We start from the raw sequence: 16,496 nt of genomic DNA on the forward strand, positions 1-16,496 counted from the left end.
AACTTGTGGATTTAAGGAATCACACCATGGCTCCATATTGGTCAATATCAGGGTTTTTGCTGCTGCTTTCGCTGTTCGAAATCCTGGTTAAAAAAGACGAACGCACAAATTATGCTTTAACCTGGCTGCTCTGTATTGCTGCCATGATTTTGATTGTTTTCGGCGGTATTCGCGGTCTGGGCACCGGCATGGATGACTTTCAGTACCGGAGTTTCTTCGAGGACTTCGTACGACGTATCCAGATTAACGGCTTTTTTAATACCGTCGCTTTTTTCCGTTACGAACCGCTGATTTTCGCCATGGCCTGGCTGACCAGCCTGTTTTCGCACAATGCCAGCGTGTTTCTGTTTGTGTTTTGTGCCATTGCAGTTTCCATAAATACCTACTTCTTTAAGAAGATGTCACCCTATCCGGTGCTGGCGCTGGCGCTGTATTCCGCGCACATCTTTATTAACAAAGACATAAACCAGATTCGCTTTGGCCTGAGCTCCGCGCTGTTCCTGGGTGTGCTGTGGTCCATTTACCTCAAGCGTTACTGGTGGGCATTTACCTTTTTTATTCTGTCATTTATGAGCCACAACACCGCCGTTATGGTGGTGACGCTGGTGCCGTTCCTGTTTATTCGTGACTGGCGCTGGTGGCCGGTGGTTATCATTCTCTTCAGTCTGCCGCTCTCCGTTGTCGGCGGTTCCAGCTTTATCGCGCTGATTGCCGGTCATCTGGGGTCGCTGGGTGAAAGGGCATCGGGCTATAACAATGACCCGTCCTACGCAATGGATGGCAGTATCCTGTCAGTCTCGAACCTGAAAAACATCATGCTGGTGTTTATCTTCTTCTATTTCATGCTGACGGAAGAGCTGAAGCGCGAAAATTACGCCCAGTACCGTCTTAACTATCTGCTGATTTTAAGTTTTGCTATCGGCGGGGCGATCAGGATCTTCCTGTACAACTTCCCGTCGGGTTCACGTCTGTCCAACTATTTGCAACAGGTCGAGCCGATTATCCTGACCTCGCTCATCTTTCAGGCCAGGCGCGTCTGGAAGCCCGCACTGTTTGGCATGCTGGTTTTCTTCCTGCTCTATTACCTCTACTACAACACCATTTCCACCAAACAGGCGGTTGTCGGCTACGAAGTGGCGCAGGAGTTTTGGTTGACTCGCTAATCAACCCGGCGATCGTCCTCACGTGAAAGGCGTCACGCAGGGGCGGTTGCCAGTCAGAACACAGGTTTTTCTTCGACCTTTGTCGATTGAATTGTTTATTTTTGAACTATTTTAATGAGGTGCTGGCAATGAAGGACATTCGTTTCTCCATCGTAATTCCGGCTTATAACGCGTCAGAATCGATTGTCACGACGCTGGATTGCGTTAAAGCACAGACGTATCGTCATTTCGAGGTCATCATCGTTGATGACAAATCGGCGGATGCCGCCGCGCTCGCCGAGGTGGTTCGCAGCGAGCGTTACCAGGACCTGGACATCAACCTGGTGTTGTCAGAGGTCAAGCTGAATGGCGCAGGTGCGCGTAACAAAGGCATTGAACTGGCCACGGGCGACTATGTCAGCTTCCTGGATGCCGACGATGAATGGCACGCCGATAAGCTGCTGCAGGTCACAAAAAAAATTGCCGAACTTGAGGCGCAGGGCAAAGACAAGACCATTATCTTCAGTCAGGTGAATATCTATCAGGACGGCGCGTTCCTGAAAGTCATGCCAATGCAGCCGCCTGCTGAAAATGAAACGGTGGCGGAATATCTGTTCGGTTGTTATGGCTTCATTCAAACCAGCACGATTGTGCTGAAGCGTGAAGATGCCGCCAAAATTCAGTTCGATGCGCGCTTTATTCGCCATCAGGATTATGACTTCTGTATCCGTGCCGATCGGATGGGTTACCGGTTCGAGATGATTGACGCGCCGCTGGCTAATTATCATCTGGTGACCTCGTTCGGTTCAAAGCACAAAGGGGAATCGGTCAAATACTCCCTGTTCTGGCTGGATACCATGAAGCCGCACCTTACCGCGCGTGATATTCACACCTATAAAGCCTTTAAGCTGCCGCTGCGCTACAAAATGGACGGCAACGCCCTGATGGCGAGCGTGAGTTTTGCCCGCTATTTCTTGCTCACTAATAAAGACAATCGCACCTACTTCCTCAACCGCCTGAAAGACAAGCTGAAAGCGCGTTTTGGCGGTGAAAAGGCACTTTCCTGATTCTCTTAAATGTTGTGACGTTTCTGTGCTGCCGGAAGCCTCTCCCGGTCGCTCCGTCTTTTTATTTATTCAGGTATGAAAATGACTAATCACTCTGGTACCGTTGGCATCGTGATGCCTATGTATAATGCCCGCCAGACGGTATTACGCGCCGTGCAGTCCGTGTTAAATCAAACCTATCAGGACTGGCACCTCTATCTGATCAACGATAAATCCACCGATGACTCCCTCGCCTGGGTAACAGAACAGTGCCAGGATCCGCGTATTACGATTCTGGACAATGCCGTGAACATGGGCGCAGCCGAAACCCGCAATGTCGGCTTGCGCGCGGCCAAAGAAGAGATCATTGCTTTTCTGGACAGCGATGATGAATGGCACAGTGATAAACTGCGTCAGCAGATGCAGGCGATAGTCGATGGGGATAATCTGGTTATTACCGAATATCATTATAAAACCCGCAAAGCTGACCACGATATCCGCTACTCGAAGCCGTATTTACAGCAGGACAACTTCGTAAAAAAACAGTACCGTGTCTGCTTCTCTTCCGTGTGCTTTCGCCGTCCACCAGGCGGTATTTTTTTCCAGCGCAAAGGTCATGAAGACTTCCTTTTCCTCTACGAACTGTTTAGTCGTTATAAACAGGCCAGGATAATTCAGACAATTCTGGTGAATTATTATGAGCTGGGCGATTCTCTGTCGCGTAATAAAAATAAAGCCGCGAAATGGCACCTCGAACTATTAAGAATTATCTATAAAAACAATCCGTTAAAAATCTATTACTATTACGCCTGGTATATGGTGAACGGTGTGCTTTTTAGCCTGAAACACCGTTAAGCCGATCGGCAGGATTGTCTGTAAACTTTGAGGTGGATAACGTTTCATGAAAAAAATCGTCCTGGTGATCAAAGACGCTTACTCGTATGCCGGCACCGAGAATATCTGTAACTTTATGTCGGAATGCCTCGGTGATGAGCACGACGTCACCATTTACTCGCTGGAAGGGCACGGTCAGCCGTTTTACCCGTTTGAAAAGGTTAAGCGCATCGTCAGCTTTGAAGGGGAAAGTAACCCGATTAAAAGTGCGGTGGCACGTATCCAGCGGGAAGGCTTTGATACCGTGTTTTTGATCAGCATGGGCCGCCTGAGCGTGATGTTTGCGTTCTGGAATCTGATGACGTTTAAAAAGAAACGTTTCAAAGCCTATGCCTGTGAGCACGTGGCCATCAACTCCTTTAGCAAGCCCATTAAATTCCTCAAATTTCTGCTTCTGCGCTACTACGACCGCGTGATTGTGTTGACGGATAAAGATCATCAGGTCTTTCAGCGCTGGCACATTCCCAGCCAGACCATCCCCAACCCGGTCGTATACAAAGCCTGGCAACGCACCTCGCGTCATCGCCAGGCGCTGGCAGTCGGCCGTCTGGACAATCAAAAGGGTTTTGACCTGCTACTGGATATCTGGCGCGACTTTGCCAAAGCCCATCCAGACTGGACCCTGGTCATTGCCGGTGACGGCGAGCTGCGCCAGCAGCTGCACGATCAGGCTGCCGTGCTGGGCATCACCTCCAGCGTGAAGTTCGTCGGCAAAGTCAGCAACATAAACGACTACTATCGCGACAGCGATATGGCGCTGATGACCTCGCGTTATGAAGGTTTACCGCTGGTTTTGCTGGAAGCCAAATCGTGGTCGTTGCCGGTGGTGGCGTATGACTGCCCGACGGGTCCTCAGGAGATCATCAATCACGGTGAAGACGGCTTCCTGGTGCCAATGAACAAGAAAAGCGAATTTCTGGCGCGGATGGAGCAACTGGCGAGCGATGATGCCTTGTTCTTCGCCATGAGCGAAAAAACCCAACACACTGCGCTGAAATTTGACGGCAAACAGATTAAACAAAGCTGGCTGGCGCTGGTGTAAACGGGCTGGAGATGCTCATTTTTGCTGTGCCTCATGGGACACCTTTTATGGCTGAGTTTACAGCCTTCATGACGACGGGATTTACTGCATGAAAAGAAGAGAAGTCTTGCAAACCGCAGCCTCCGCCCTTGTCGGTGCGCTTTCCGTGAGCACGTTTTCCAGCTACGCCGCCAAAAATACGGGTCTGGCGCTGAAATCGGTTGATGCAACGGCGATCCCGAAAGGGGATGTTCCCATTCTTACCCCTGAAAATGTGTACGCCATGCCACCGCAGTTTTGGCAAAATTTTCAGGGGAAGCTGTGGATTGGCAAAGCAGGCAGCGATGCCCGCCAGCCCGGTAACCAGATTCCGGTCTTTTTGCGCGATGCCAACGGCAATCTGGCGCAAATCACCCAGCCGATTACGCTGAACAAAGGCAATTTTGATCAGTTCGTCAAAGACAATGCGGCGCTTATCGCTAATCCGTCGCACGCCATGGCGCTGGAGGACAGCAACGGACAGACCGTATTCAACATTCCGGATGTCAGTCAGCCGGGTCAGGCCGCTTTTAGTCAGCGTCTGGCGCAGCCTGCCGGTTATCAGCTCATCGGGGAAATTCCTTCTGTCGATGATCTGCGTAAAACGCGGCCGCTGTTTGAAGGGGCAAAGATTAAGCTGAAGAGCTGGCATCCCGGCCTGGAAGTAGGCGGGGGCGAGTTTGTTGGCAGTTTTCAACCCGCTCAGGACGATCAGGGCGTGATTTTCAGCGGCGACGGCTTTCACTGGCGCCGCGTGGTGGATGACTATAACCGGCTGTCGCTGTTTGACTTCGGCGCGATCGCCGACGGCAAAACCGACAGCGCGCCCGCCATTAAAGCCATGTATCAGTGGTCGCAACAGAGCGATCAGCCTATCTGTGTCCAGTTCCCGGCAGGCACCTTCTTCGTGACAGGCTGTGACTTTGGCGAAGAACAGCGTCGCTTTTTCCGTATCTCCGGGGCCATGGTCAACTTCGGCTACTTCCCGGCGACCACCATCGTTTCTGATGGTCAATCCCCGTTTGTGTTTGAGGTCAGCGCCCGCTGGGTGGAAATCTCCAACCTGATTTTCAATGGCAATACCGATACGAAGCCGAACAGGCAGGGCCTGTTCCGCAATACCTGTCCGGGAGGGCAATTCTTCCGGGGGGCCTGTCTGCGTTTCAACAACGTTGGTGGCACCGCGCTGAGCCTGCTGGATACGCTGGACTGTAAAATTGACCAGTGGTACGCCTCGGCCTGTACCGGTGATGTCATTCAGGCCGGCTGGTCAGGACAGAAGAAGGGCAACTGGGATCACAGCACGGCGATTGAGCTTTCCAACTTCAATGCGCAGCACTGTAAAGGTGGCAAGGTCCTGAATCTGCCGCGCTGCAGTCAGTCGCTGATTCATAACGGCTGGATTGAACACTGCGACAATCCCGGCGATATCTCCAATGGTCAGTGGATTATTGATGCGCTCAGCCTGGAAGATTGCAAAAACCCGCTTATCGCCTGGCACTCGCGCCTGAATACGCGCCAGACCAACCTGCAGTCGGGGAGCTGGATTGATAACTCAGAGCAGGGCGATCGCTGGTTAAGCGCCTGGGAGATGGGATCGACCCGCGTTGAATCCTACGGCGTCGCGATTGATGGCAGCCTGAAATACAACTATCTCACTTCGCGCTGGTTGCTGGAAAACAACACCAGTCAGCCCGTGTGGTACGAACTGGCTAACCTTTATTCTCCTACTGTCGGTGACTCGTGGGAAATCGAGGTCTTCGGCCAGTCGCAGTTTAACAACGGCACGGACAGCGAACCGCTGATGAATCTGATCGACGGCAGAAACACCGGTGGTCGCGCGGTGATTCATGTACAGCGTAAGAAAGATCATGCTGAAGCCAGCTGGTCAGCGGAAGGCAGCAGCCCGGTGCTGGACGTGCGTTACGTGGCGAAAACCGACACCGATACACAGGTCTTTATCAGGCTGGCAGGCTGGACGCCTTCTGCTGCCATCATGATCAAAAGCACCGCGAAGGACCGTTTTGTGACCGGCCGCTGCGCGCGCGTCGATGCCAAAATGGCTAAAGCTACGCCCGACAGTGGCAGCCATGCTGCACCGCAGCGCTTTAGTCTGCACAACGGCAAAGCGGGCGTGGGCGCAAATGAGCAAGGCGATCTCCTGCTGGCTTCCCGCGCGCTGTCGGCTGACAACGTGGATACCCGTAAACCAGAAGGTTTCGTGTCGGTGGTCATTAACGGTAAAACCGTTGCCTTGCCCTATTTTGCCATTAAAGCGTAATTGAGAGAGGGCTGCCCTTAGCGGCAGCCAGGGCCAACAGGATCTGGGCTGTTGGCGTGCACGTTATTGCTGTTTTTTATCAGTGTTCATTTTGCCCGTTTCGGAACTGGGCGGTTGTCAGAATTAGAAAAAATTTAATTCGGAGTTTTTATGAAAATTTTATTGGTGGGTAACCATACCTGTGGGAATCGTGGGGATGGCGCGATTCTGCGTGGACTGATTGATTCAATTCAGGCCGCGCGCAACGATGTCGATATTGATGTGATTAGCCGTTATCCAACCAGCTCCGGTTATCTGCTTCAGCAACATATTCAGCAGGACAAGCTGTTCCTGCATAACAACTCCTCGGGGAAGGGCCTGATAGGCTCAGTCAAACGTAAGGTAGCGAACCGCCTGATGCCCAACATCATGATGGCACACCTGGGTAAGGGCGGTCCTTACAAGTCATTTTCCGTGCCGCCGCACCTTAAAACCTTTACGGAAAGTCTGAAGGATTATGATGCCATCATCCAGGTAGGCGGCTCATTTTTTGTCGATCTCTATGGCGTAACGCAGTTTGACCATGCGCTTTGTGCTCTGTTAGCTAAAAAACCTATTTACCTGATTGGTCACTCGGTCGGTCCGTTCCAGAATGCGCGCACCAACCAACTGGCAAATTTTGTGTTTGATCGGGTGGACAAGCTTATTCTGCGTGAATCGGTCAGTCTGGATCTGATGAAGCGGGATGGCGTTACCAGCTCGAAAGTGGTGGCCGGTGTGGATACCGCGTTTCTGGTTCGTGCCCGTGAAGTGGAAAATCCCAGCCACAGCCTGCAACACTGGCAGAGCGTGATCCGCTCGCGTAAAACCATTGCCATCACGGTACGCGAACTGGCCCCCTTTGATAAGCGTTTGGGCGTCACGCAGCAAGACTATGAAGCCGCATTTGGCCGGGTGATTAACGCGATGATCGCGAGCGGTTATCAGGTCGTCGCCCTGTCTACCTGCACCGGTATCGACAGCTACGCCAAAGATGACCGCATGGTCGCGCTGACCCTGCGTGACCACGTACAACAGTCTGAGCATTATCACGTCGTGATGGACGAGTTTAATGACCTGGAACTGGGTGTGCTGCTCAGCGAGTGTCATCTCACCATTGGTACCCGTCTGCACTCTGCCATTATCTCGATGAACTTCGGCACGCCTGCCGTAGCGATTAACTATGAGCACAAATCCATGGGCGTCATGAATCAGTTAGGCCTGCCGCAGATGGCGACCGATGTGCAGAGCCTGATGGACGGTTCCCTGATCGATAAGGTGCAGAGCGTCCTGGCCGACTACGACGCGATCAAGCAAAACGTTGCTGCTGCCGTGGCGCACGAAAGGGAAGTGGGTAACCGAATCACTGAAGAGATTCTAAACGTAATAGGATGATGTGATGAAACTGACTTTTTTCACGATGCGTTTCCCGGTTGCCTCTGAAACATTTGTTCTGAACCAGGTCACTCATTTTATTGATGCGGGCTATGACGTTGAGATTATCTCGGTATTTCCGGGGGATCTGGTCAACCGGCATGGCGCGTTTGATGAGTACGGCCTGGCAGCAAAAACGCACTACCTGCTGCCAGAAGAAAAAGTGTCGCTGACGGACAAGCTGGGACAACGCCTGAAACTGGTTTTGCCTAAAATCACCCGGGCATCCTTATTACGTTCGCTTAACGTGCGCCGCTATGGCGCACAGTCAAGCAAACTGCTGCTTCCCGCCATTGTCGCCAATGCGCGTCAGACCTATGAAGCGGATGTGTTCCTGGTGCACTTCGGCTATGCCGGTGCGCTGGCAAATAAACTCCGCGAACTGGGTATTCTGAAGGGCAAACAGGCCACCGTTTTCCACGGCGCGGATATTTCGCGTCGTCACATTCTTGACGAGCACAAGCAGGATTACCGCAACCTGTTTCAGCAGAGCGAGCTGATGCTACCGATCAGCCATCTGTGGCAAAACAAGTTGATCGAAATGGGCTGCCCGCCCGAAAAGATTCACGTGACCCGTATGGGCATCGAGCCAGAGAAATTCAACTTCCAGCCGCGCGACGGTTTTCACACGCCGCTGCGTATCGTGTCTGTCGCCCGCCTGACTGAGAAGAAAGGCCTGGATGTCGCGGTCAAAGCCAGCGCCATGCTTAAGCAGCGCGGCGGTCAGTTCCAGTACACGATTATTGGTAACGGCGATCAGGACAAGATGATGCGTGACTTCATTGCGAACGAAGCGATGCAGGATTGCGTCACCATGCCAGGTTTTAAACCGCAGGAGGAGATTCGTAAGGCGCTGAGTGATGCCGATATCTTCCTGCTGCCGTCGAAAACCGCCGCCGATGGCGACATGGAAGGTATTCCTGTCGCGCTGATGGAGGCGATGGCGGTTGGGCTGCCGGTGGTCTCCACCTTCCACAGCGGTATTCCTGAACTTATCGAAAACAACGTTTCCGGCTGGCTGGTCAAAGAAGATGACGCTGACGCGCTGGCCGACACCTTACTGAAACTGTCCCAGGGCGAGGTAGACGTTGCCCCCGTTGTTGCGGCCGCCAGACAGAAAGTGGAAACCGAGTTTAATCAGCATATCGCCTACCGCGAGCTGGCACAGATTCTGGAGCGAATGGTTTGAGTGGAATAAAGTCACAGGCGATTTGGTTGTTTGGCAGTACCTGTTTTTCAGCCGTACTGCAGGTCGCGCAACTGAGTTTTCTCGCCCGTAAACTCGAAACCCATGAACTGGGGCTGCTGGCCATTATCAACGCCATTCTGGCGGTGGCGGGCGTCCTGCAGGACATGGGAATGAGCAGCTATCTGGTACACCGCCAGGACATCACGCGCCGCGAGCAGAGCACGATCTATTGGGTTAACGTCGGCATTAGTTTCTGTACCGGCCTGGTTATGCTGGGCATTGCTTTCCCGGTTGCCTGGTTCTATCACCTGCCGGCGTTAACCGGACTGATTATGCTGACCAGTCTCAACTTCCTGGTGCTCGGTCATCTGTCTCAGTATCAGGCGCACTATATCAAAACCAAACGCATGGTTTCGCTGGCGAAAATTGAGATGGGCACGAAGCTGTTCGCCTTTCTGTGTGTTGTCGCCATGCTGGAGTTTACGTCGCTCACCGTCGCGGCAGCGATTCTGGGCCTGTTTATCAATGCGTTCACCCGTATTTTGTGCATGATTGCGCTTGGAGAGAAGTCCTGGCGGCCTACGCTGGAGTTCGACAAACAGACCTTTTTTAACGCGGTGCGCTACGGAATTTACCAGCTCGGTTCGCAGACGATTAACCAGTTACGCACTCAGGCTGATGCGCTGGTGGTGGGTAAAGTGATGGGCGCTGACATGCTCGGTGTTTACTCACTGGCGAAAGAGCTGGTGCTGCAACCGCTCAAGCTGGTGTCGCCCGTGATTAACCGCCTGGCGCTGCCGCGCTTTGCCGAAAAGCAGCACGATCCAGAGCAGTTGAAGAAACTGTTCCTCAAGGGCACGCTGGTGATTATGTTGTTCAGCAGCGCGATGTATCTGGCTATTGGTATTTTGTCACCCGTCATTGTTCGCGTGCTGTATGGTGCCTCACATGAGCAGGTTTACCATCTCATTCCGTTGATGCTGCTGTTTGGCATGCTGCGCCCGATGGGCGGTCTGACTGGTGCTATTTCCCAGGCTAACGGTCGCACCAACGTGGAGTTCTACTGGAACATCGTCGCGAGTCTGGTGGTGGTGGCGGTACTGGCCACGACCTTTATCTGGCCGAACGTCCTCTATGTCGCGCTGACGCTGTCGATTTCGCAGGTGTTAATTTCCGCCCTGGCGCATCCGTTCTTTATTAAACCGGTCATTGGCATTCGTTTTATACCCTATGCCCGACAGTGGGTGTCGGTCTCCGTACTGTTTGCGGGACTGATGCTGCTGGTCAATCACTTCAACCTTTTCGTGATGCCGGAATGGTTTGAACAGTGGCTGTAAGTGTCATTATCACGGGCGACTTCGGGTCGCCCGTGTCGTTTTATGGCTGGCCTTAAAAAGGGCAAAGGACGTTGCATTCGGACCGCCAGACACTCGCTTGTCTGTGAGATTGCGCTTTATTTCCAAACGGCGAAAACCCAGGGAAAATCCCGAATTTGTAAGATTTCACAGCGAGTTAGTGTGGGCTTTTCAGATAAAGATTATACTTCCTTTTCCGGTCCATCCGGCATAATTGACGCATGTCTTCACTTCATTAGATGGAATAAATATGACCAAGCTTAAAGCAGTAATCCCGGTTGCGGGTCTCGGCATGCATATGCTTCCGGCGACCAAAGCCATTCCGAAAGAGATGCTGCCTGTTGTGGACAAGCCAATGATTCAATACATCGTTGACGAGTGCGTAGCTGCAGGTATTAAAGAGATTGTGCTGGTCACCCATGCGTCCAAAAATGCGGTGGAAAACCACTTCGATACAACGTACGAACTTGAAGCGTTGCTTGAAGCGCGCGTGAAGCGCCAACTGTTGAGTGAAGTACAGTCAATTTGTCCGCCAGGCGTGACCATCATGAACGTACGTCAGGCGCAGCCACTGGGCCTGGGGCACTCCATCCTCTGTGCCCGTCCGATGATCGGCGATAACCCGTTTGTTGTCGTTCTGCCTGATGTCCTGCTGGACGATTCTACCGCTGACCATTTACGTTATAATCTGGCGGCCATGGTGGCGCGTTTTGAAGAGACCGGTCACAGCCAGGTTCTGGCGAAGCATCTGACCGATTATGACCTGTCAGAATACTCGGTGATCACGACGGAACAACCGCTGGAAAACCCGGGCGACGTCAGCACCATCAGTCACTTCGTTGAGAAACCAGAGCATCCGGCTGAGTTAAACTCAGACCTGGCGGCGGTAGGGCGCTACGTCCTCTCTGCCGATATCTGGCCAGAACTGGAACGTACCGAACCGGGCGCATGGGGACGTATTCAGTTAACGGATGCGATTGCCAGCCTGAGCAAGAAAAAAACGGTCGATGTGTCCCTGATGACCGGGCACAGCTTTGACTGTGGACGCAAGTTGGGTTACATGCAGGCATTTGTCTCGTACGGTTTACGAAACAATGCGCAGGGCCGTGATTTCCGCGAAGCGATCAAGCATATTCTGGCGAAGTAATCACTGTATAATTCGCCGCGGTTAACGCGGCAGAAAGGGAGAAGTTGAGATGGCAATTTTGGTTACAGGCGGCGCGGGTTACATCGGCTCTCATACCGTACTGGCGCTGCTGGAGCGCGGTGACGACGTCGTCGTCCTGGATAATCTGTGCAATGCCTCGCGTGAGGCGATTAACCGTGTTGAGAAACTCGCCGGCAAGAAAGCCACCTTTATTGAAGGTGATGTCCTTGACCGCGCCTGCCTGCGCGACCTGTTTGCCTCTCACCGTATTTCTGCCGTGATTCACTTCGCCGCACTTAAAGCGGTGGGTGAATCCACGCGTATGCCGCTGGAATATTACGAAAATAACGTTGCCGGTACCGTTGTTCTGCTGGAAGAAATGCGTAACGCTGGCGTCTGGAACTTCATTTTCAGTTCCTCTGCCACCGTTTACGGCGCTAACGCGCCGGTACCTTACGTTGAAACTACCCCAATTGGGGGGACGACCAGCCCGTACGGCACCTCCAAGCTGATGGTCGAATTCATTATCCGTGATTTTGCCAAAGCCGAGCCGAAGTTCAAAACCATTGCGCTTCGCTACTTCAATCCGGTTGGCGCGCATGAATCGGGTGAGATCGGTGAAGATCCGTCAGGCATTCCAAACAACCTGCTGCCCTACATTGCCCAGGTCGCTATCGGTCGTCTGGATAAGCTCGGTGTGTTTGGCGGTGACTATGATACGCCAGACGGCACCTGCCTGCGTGACTACATTCATGTCGTTGACCTGGCGGAAGGCCACCTTAAAGCGCTGGATCATCTGGACAAAATTGAAGGTTATAAAGCCTACAACCTGGGTGGTGGCAAAGGCTTCTCCGTACTGGAGATGATCAAAGCCTTCGAAAAAGCCTCGGGCAAACCGATTCCGTATGAAATCAAACCACGTCGCGATGGCGATCTGCCGGCGTTTTGGGCGGATGCGTCGCTGGCGAACCGTGAACTGGACTGGCGTGTGACACGGGGGATTGACGCGATGATGCGCGATACGTGGAACTGGCAGTCGAAGAACCCGGAAGGGTTTGCTTAACGCTTCTATTTCAGGCGGACTTTGTGTCCGCTTGTTACCCTATTGACATGTCCTAAATCTTCTATCATCGCTACCTGATTTCTCAAATCAGGTTATGCCCAACTGTTTTCCATGCTCTTTTAGCACAATTGGTTAATAATTGAACCATCACTAAATGGCATGGGCCATTTTGTTCGTGTTCATAAGACCGCAGTGGTAAAATTCTTGTTCTGAAATAATTCACTCTTTTTAATTAATATTAAAAAATCATATTTTTTCGAAAGTATAGTGCTCCTCATTTGGGAATACGTACTATGGTACAAGTCGGTTTTAGTATCAGCACATTGGGAGCTGCAACCCAAGGGCGGTAGCGTTTTTACATTACTGGGACATCGTAACAATTTCAAAGCGGCTCGGGTATGGCTCGGCCACAATGTCAGGAATAGCACAACGTCATGAAGATTTTAATTACTGGTGGTGCAGGTTTTATCGGGTCGGCTGTTGTTCGTCACATCATCCAGGTCTCGTCCGATGAGGTGATCAATGTTGATAAACTCACATATGCAGGCAATCTCGAATCTCTAAAAATGGTCAGTGATGATCCACGCTACAGATTTTGCCATGTTGACATTTGTGATGGAGTCGCTCTTGCTAAAGTATTTTCTGAACACCAGCCGGATGTAGTGATGCATCTGGCGGCAGAAAGTCATGTTGATCGTTCCATAACCGGACCGGCAGATTTTGTCCAGACTAATGTTGTAGGTACCTATTCTTTACTTGAAGCAAGCCGTCAGTACTGGATGAGTCTTACTGAAGAACGTAAAAATGCATTTCGTTTTCACCACATTTCTACTGATGAAGTGTATGGTGATTTACCACATCCGGATGAGATGTCGGGTGAACTGCCGTTATTTACAGAAAGTACACCGTATGCGCCCAGCAGCCCTTATTCCTCTACAAAAGCAGCTAGCGACCATCTGGTGCGCGCCTGGGGGCGCACTTATGGTTTGCCTGTAGTGGTTACTAATTGTTCAAATAACTATGGTCCATACCACTTTCCGGAAAAATTGATCCCATTAATTATTAGCAACGCTTTGGAAGGAAAGCCGTTGCCAATTTATGGCAAAGGCGATCAAATTCGCGACTGGCTTTATGTGGAAGACCATGCACGAGCACTTTATCTCGTTGCAACGCAAGCGAAAATCGGTACCACCTATAATATTGGTGGTCATAATGAGAAACAAAACCTTGAAGTGGTCAATAAAGTGTGCGAACTGCTGGATGAGTTGCGCCCTAAAGAGGTTTCTTATAAGCAGCAGATTACTTACGTAGCAGATCGTCCTGGCCATGATCGCCGCTATGCAATTGACGCTTCAAAAATCGAGCACGAGTTAGGCTGGAAGCCGCAAGAAAGTTTTGAAACGGGGTTGCGTAAGACCGTTCAATGGTATCTGGACAATCATGAGTGGGTTGAACGCGTCAAAAGTGGGGCTTATCAGAACTGGATTGAACAAAACTACGAGAAGCGTAGCTAATGAAAATTCTGCTCTTAGGTAAAAATGGTCAGGTCGGTTGGGAACTTCAGCGTGCGCTTGCACCTTTGGGTGAATTAATTTCGCTGGATCGGCATTCTTTAAATTACTGCGGTGACCTCACAAATCCTGACGGTATTGCCATAACGATCCGCGACCTTCAACCCAATGTCATCGTTAATGCAGCAGCCTATACGGCAGTAGATAAAGCAGAAAGTGACAGAGAAAATGCTACCCTGATTAACGCAGTGAGCGTTGAAGCCATTGCACGAGCATCGCGTGAGGTGAATGCGTTACTCGTACATTATTCAACGGATTATGTATTTGATGGTAGCGGAGAGCGTCCATGGCGCGAAGAGGATACACCATCTCCGCTTAATGCGTATGGTGAAACAAAGCGTCTGGGCGAAGAGGCCATTATCGCACATGCAGCAAAATATCTGATTTTTCGTACCAGCTGGGTCTACGCGGCGAAAGGAAATAACTTCGCAAAAACTATGATTCGTCTGGCAGAGGAACGTGAAACGCTGTCAGTGATTGATGACCAGTTTGGTGCTCCAACAGGCGCAGAGCTTATTGCAGATTGTACCGTACATGCTATCAAAGCGACGCTGGAGAACCCTGAAAAATCAGGAATATATCACTTGATAGCCTCCGGCGTAACGACCTGGCATGCCTACGCTGAATTTATTATAAATCATGTTCGTAACAAAGGTTTACCGCTTACGGTCTCATCGGTGAACAAAGTCGAAACCGCTGCATTTCCGACGCCAGCCAAACGCCCCCACAATTCACGTCTTAATACAGAAAAAGTCAGAGTGGCCTTTGGTATTACGCTACCGGAATGGCAGCAGGGTGTTATCCGTATGCTGGATGAACTATACAGTTGAGCCCTACATAGCTTGACCAATTCGAAAGGAAAACGTTGTGAAAAATAAAAAAGGTATTATTTTGGCCGGTGGTTCAGGTACCCGCCTGTATCCAGTAACCATGGCTGTGAGTAAGCAGTTGCTGCCAATTTATGATAAACCTATGATTTATTACCCGCTCAGTACGTTAATGTTGGCTGGTATTCGCGATATTTTGATCATTAGTACGCCTCAAGATACGCCTCGATTTGAAAGTCTGCTGGGGGATGGTTCACAGTGGGGACTCAGGCTTCAGTATGTAGTGCAGGAAAGTCCGGATGGACTCGCTCAAGCTTTCATTTTAGGCGAAGATTTTATCGGTGATGATAATTGCGCCCTGATTCTCGGCGACAACATCTTCTATGGACATGATCTTCACAAACAGCTTGAAGATGCCTCAAACAAAGAAAAAGGTGCAACTGTCTTTGCCTATCATGTTAATGATCCCGAACGCTACGGTGTAGTTGAGTTTGACCAGGCTGGTAAAGCGATTTCGCTGGTTGAAAAACCCGCTGAACCAAGAAGTAATTACGCCGTTACAGGTCTTTATTTTTATGATAACAGCGTAGTAGAAATGGCGAAAAACCTTAAACCCTCACCACGTGGTGAACTTGAAATTACCGATATCAATAATCTCTATCTTGAGAAAGGTGAACTCTCGGTTTCCATAATGGGGCGCGGGCATGCGTGGCTGGATACAGGAACTCATCAGAGTCTGAATGAAGCCAATAACTTTATTCAAACCATAGAAACGCGGCAAGGATTGAAGGTAGCTTGTCCCGAAGAAATTTCCTATCGCATGGGTTTTATTAACGCTGAACAGCTCAAAAAACTGGCTCAACCATTATTAAAAAATGATTATGGTAAGTATTTAATGGCTTTGTATAACGGAAAATTATAATGAAAATAATTGATACGAAGATTCCGGATGTGAAAATTATTGAGCCATCAGTATTTGGTGATGAGCGTGGCTTTTTTATGGAAACCTGGCAACAAAAAAAATTCGAAGACTTAGTTTGTAAAAGAAATTTTGTACAGGACAACCATTCAAAATCTGCGAAAGGTATTTTGAGAGGATTACACTATCAAACCGAAAATACGCAAGGTAAATTAGTACGTGTCGTTTCTGGGGAGGTTTTTGATGTTGCTGTAGACTTGCGTAAATCTTCCGAAACGTTTGGCCAGTGGGTGGGGGTTTTACTCTCAGCTGAAAACAAACTTCAGCTCTGGGTACCAGAGGGCTTTGCTCATGGATTTTATGTAACTTCTGAAAGTGCCGAGTTTGTCTATAAATGCACAGATTACTATAATCCCAATGCTGAACATTCTTTGTTATGGAATGATAAAAAGCTTGGAATAGCGTGGCCTATAACATCTGAGCCTAAATTATCTTCAAAAGATGCCTTGGCAGCTGGCTTTGATGATGCAATATATTTTGAGTAATGAAA

Annotated in this window: 14 protein-coding genes; all 14 read left to right on the forward strand. The window is 50.5% G+C overall.

What is annotated here, in order from left to right:
* The first annotated feature begins 26 nt into the window (after positions 1 to 26).
* The 14 genes from GC090_RS07275 to rfbC all read left to right on the forward strand — a co-directional run bounded on the left by GC090_RS07275 (position 27) and on the right by rfbC (position 16,491).
* Positions 27 to 1,163 carry an EpsG family protein gene (locus GC090_RS07275; RefSeq protein ID WP_006119869.1) on the forward strand — a complete coding sequence of 379 codons (1,137 nt, stop codon included), beginning with the start codon at positions 27 to 29 and terminating at the stop codon, positions 1,161 to 1,163.
* A 128-nt stretch (positions 1,164 to 1,291) separates the two neighbouring features.
* The gene (locus tag GC090_RS07280) at positions 1,292 to 2,209 is read left to right on the forward strand and encodes a glycosyltransferase family 2 protein (RefSeq protein ID WP_205952057.1); all 918 of its coding nucleotides are present in this window, start codon (positions 1,292 to 1,294) and stop codon (positions 2,207 to 2,209) included.
* A gap of 81 nt (positions 2,210 to 2,290) precedes the next feature.
* Positions 2,291 to 3,043 carry a glycosyltransferase family 2 protein gene (locus GC090_RS07285; RefSeq protein WP_324021217.1) on the forward strand — a complete coding sequence of 251 codons (753 nt, stop codon included), beginning with the start codon at positions 2,291 to 2,293 and terminating at the stop codon, positions 3,041 to 3,043.
* Positions 3,044 to 3,089: 46 nt separating this feature from the next.
* The gene (locus tag GC090_RS07290) at positions 3,090 to 4,124 is read left to right on the forward strand and encodes a glycosyltransferase (protein ID WP_324021218.1); all 1,035 of its coding nucleotides are present in this window, start codon (positions 3,090 to 3,092) and stop codon (positions 4,122 to 4,124) included.
* A gap of 88 nt (positions 4,125 to 4,212) precedes the next feature.
* Positions 4,213 to 6,423, forward strand: coding sequence for a phage tailspike protein (locus GC090_RS07295; protein WP_033740488.1), 2,211 nt, complete (start codon positions 4,213 to 4,215; stop codon positions 6,421 to 6,423).
* 150 nt (positions 6,424 to 6,573) lie between these two features.
* The gene (gene wcaK / locus GC090_RS07300; protein ID WP_324021221.1) at positions 6,574 to 7,836 is read left to right on the forward strand and encodes a colanic acid biosynthesis pyruvyl transferase WcaK; all 1,263 of its coding nucleotides are present in this window, start codon (positions 6,574 to 6,576) and stop codon (positions 7,834 to 7,836) included.
* A 4-nt stretch (positions 7,837 to 7,840) separates the two neighbouring features.
* The gene (locus GC090_RS07305) at positions 7,841 to 9,064 is read left to right on the forward strand and encodes a glycosyltransferase (protein WP_006119862.1); all 1,224 of its coding nucleotides are present in this window, start codon (positions 7,841 to 7,843) and stop codon (positions 9,062 to 9,064) included.
* Positions 9,061 to 10,401, forward strand: a complete 1,341-nt coding sequence (locus GC090_RS07310) for a lipopolysaccharide biosynthesis protein (RefSeq protein WP_033740483.1) — start codon at positions 9,061 to 9,063, stop codon at positions 10,399 to 10,401. Before GC090_RS07305 ends, GC090_RS07310 begins: the two co-directional genes overlap by 4 nt.
* Positions 10,402 to 10,669: 268 nt before the next feature.
* Positions 10,670 to 11,566: a UTP--glucose-1-phosphate uridylyltransferase GalF gene (gene galF, locus GC090_RS07315; protein ID WP_324021224.1), complete on the forward strand. Its 897-nt coding sequence runs from the start codon at positions 10,670 to 10,672 to the stop codon at positions 11,564 to 11,566.
* A 49-nt stretch (positions 11,567 to 11,615) separates the two neighbouring features.
* On the forward strand, positions 11,616 to 12,629 hold the full coding sequence (gene galE / locus GC090_RS07320) for a UDP-glucose 4-epimerase GalE (RefSeq protein WP_262959272.1): 1,014 nt from the start codon (positions 11,616 to 11,618) through the stop codon (positions 12,627 to 12,629).
* A gap of 434 nt (positions 12,630 to 13,063) precedes the next feature.
* Positions 13,064 to 14,143 carry a dTDP-glucose 4,6-dehydratase gene (rfbB, locus tag GC090_RS07325; RefSeq protein ID WP_324021227.1) on the forward strand — a complete coding sequence of 360 codons (1,080 nt, stop codon included), beginning with the start codon at positions 13,064 to 13,066 and terminating at the stop codon, positions 14,141 to 14,143.
* A complete protein-coding gene (gene rfbD, locus GC090_RS07330) occupies positions 14,143 to 15,030 on the forward strand; it encodes a dTDP-4-dehydrorhamnose reductase (RefSeq protein ID WP_262959270.1) in 888 nt (295 codons plus the stop codon). Before rfbB ends, rfbD begins: the two co-directional genes overlap by 1 nt.
* A 37-nt stretch (positions 15,031 to 15,067) precedes the next feature.
* Positions 15,068 to 15,949, forward strand: coding sequence for a glucose-1-phosphate thymidylyltransferase RfbA (rfbA, locus tag GC090_RS07335; RefSeq protein ID WP_262959269.1), 882 nt, complete (start codon positions 15,068 to 15,070; stop codon positions 15,947 to 15,949).
* Positions 15,949 to 16,491: a dTDP-4-dehydrorhamnose 3,5-epimerase gene (gene rfbC / locus GC090_RS07340; protein WP_262959268.1), complete on the forward strand. Its 543-nt coding sequence runs from the start codon at positions 15,949 to 15,951 to the stop codon at positions 16,489 to 16,491. The genes rfbA and rfbC overlap by 1 nt, the downstream gene beginning before the upstream one ends.
* Positions 16,492 to 16,496: the final 5 nt, after the last annotated feature.

The organism is Pantoea sp. JZ29 (assembly GCF_035190385.1).
Classification (GTDB): Bacteria; Pseudomonadota; Gammaproteobacteria; order Enterobacterales; family Enterobacteriaceae; genus Pantoea; species Pantoea stewartii.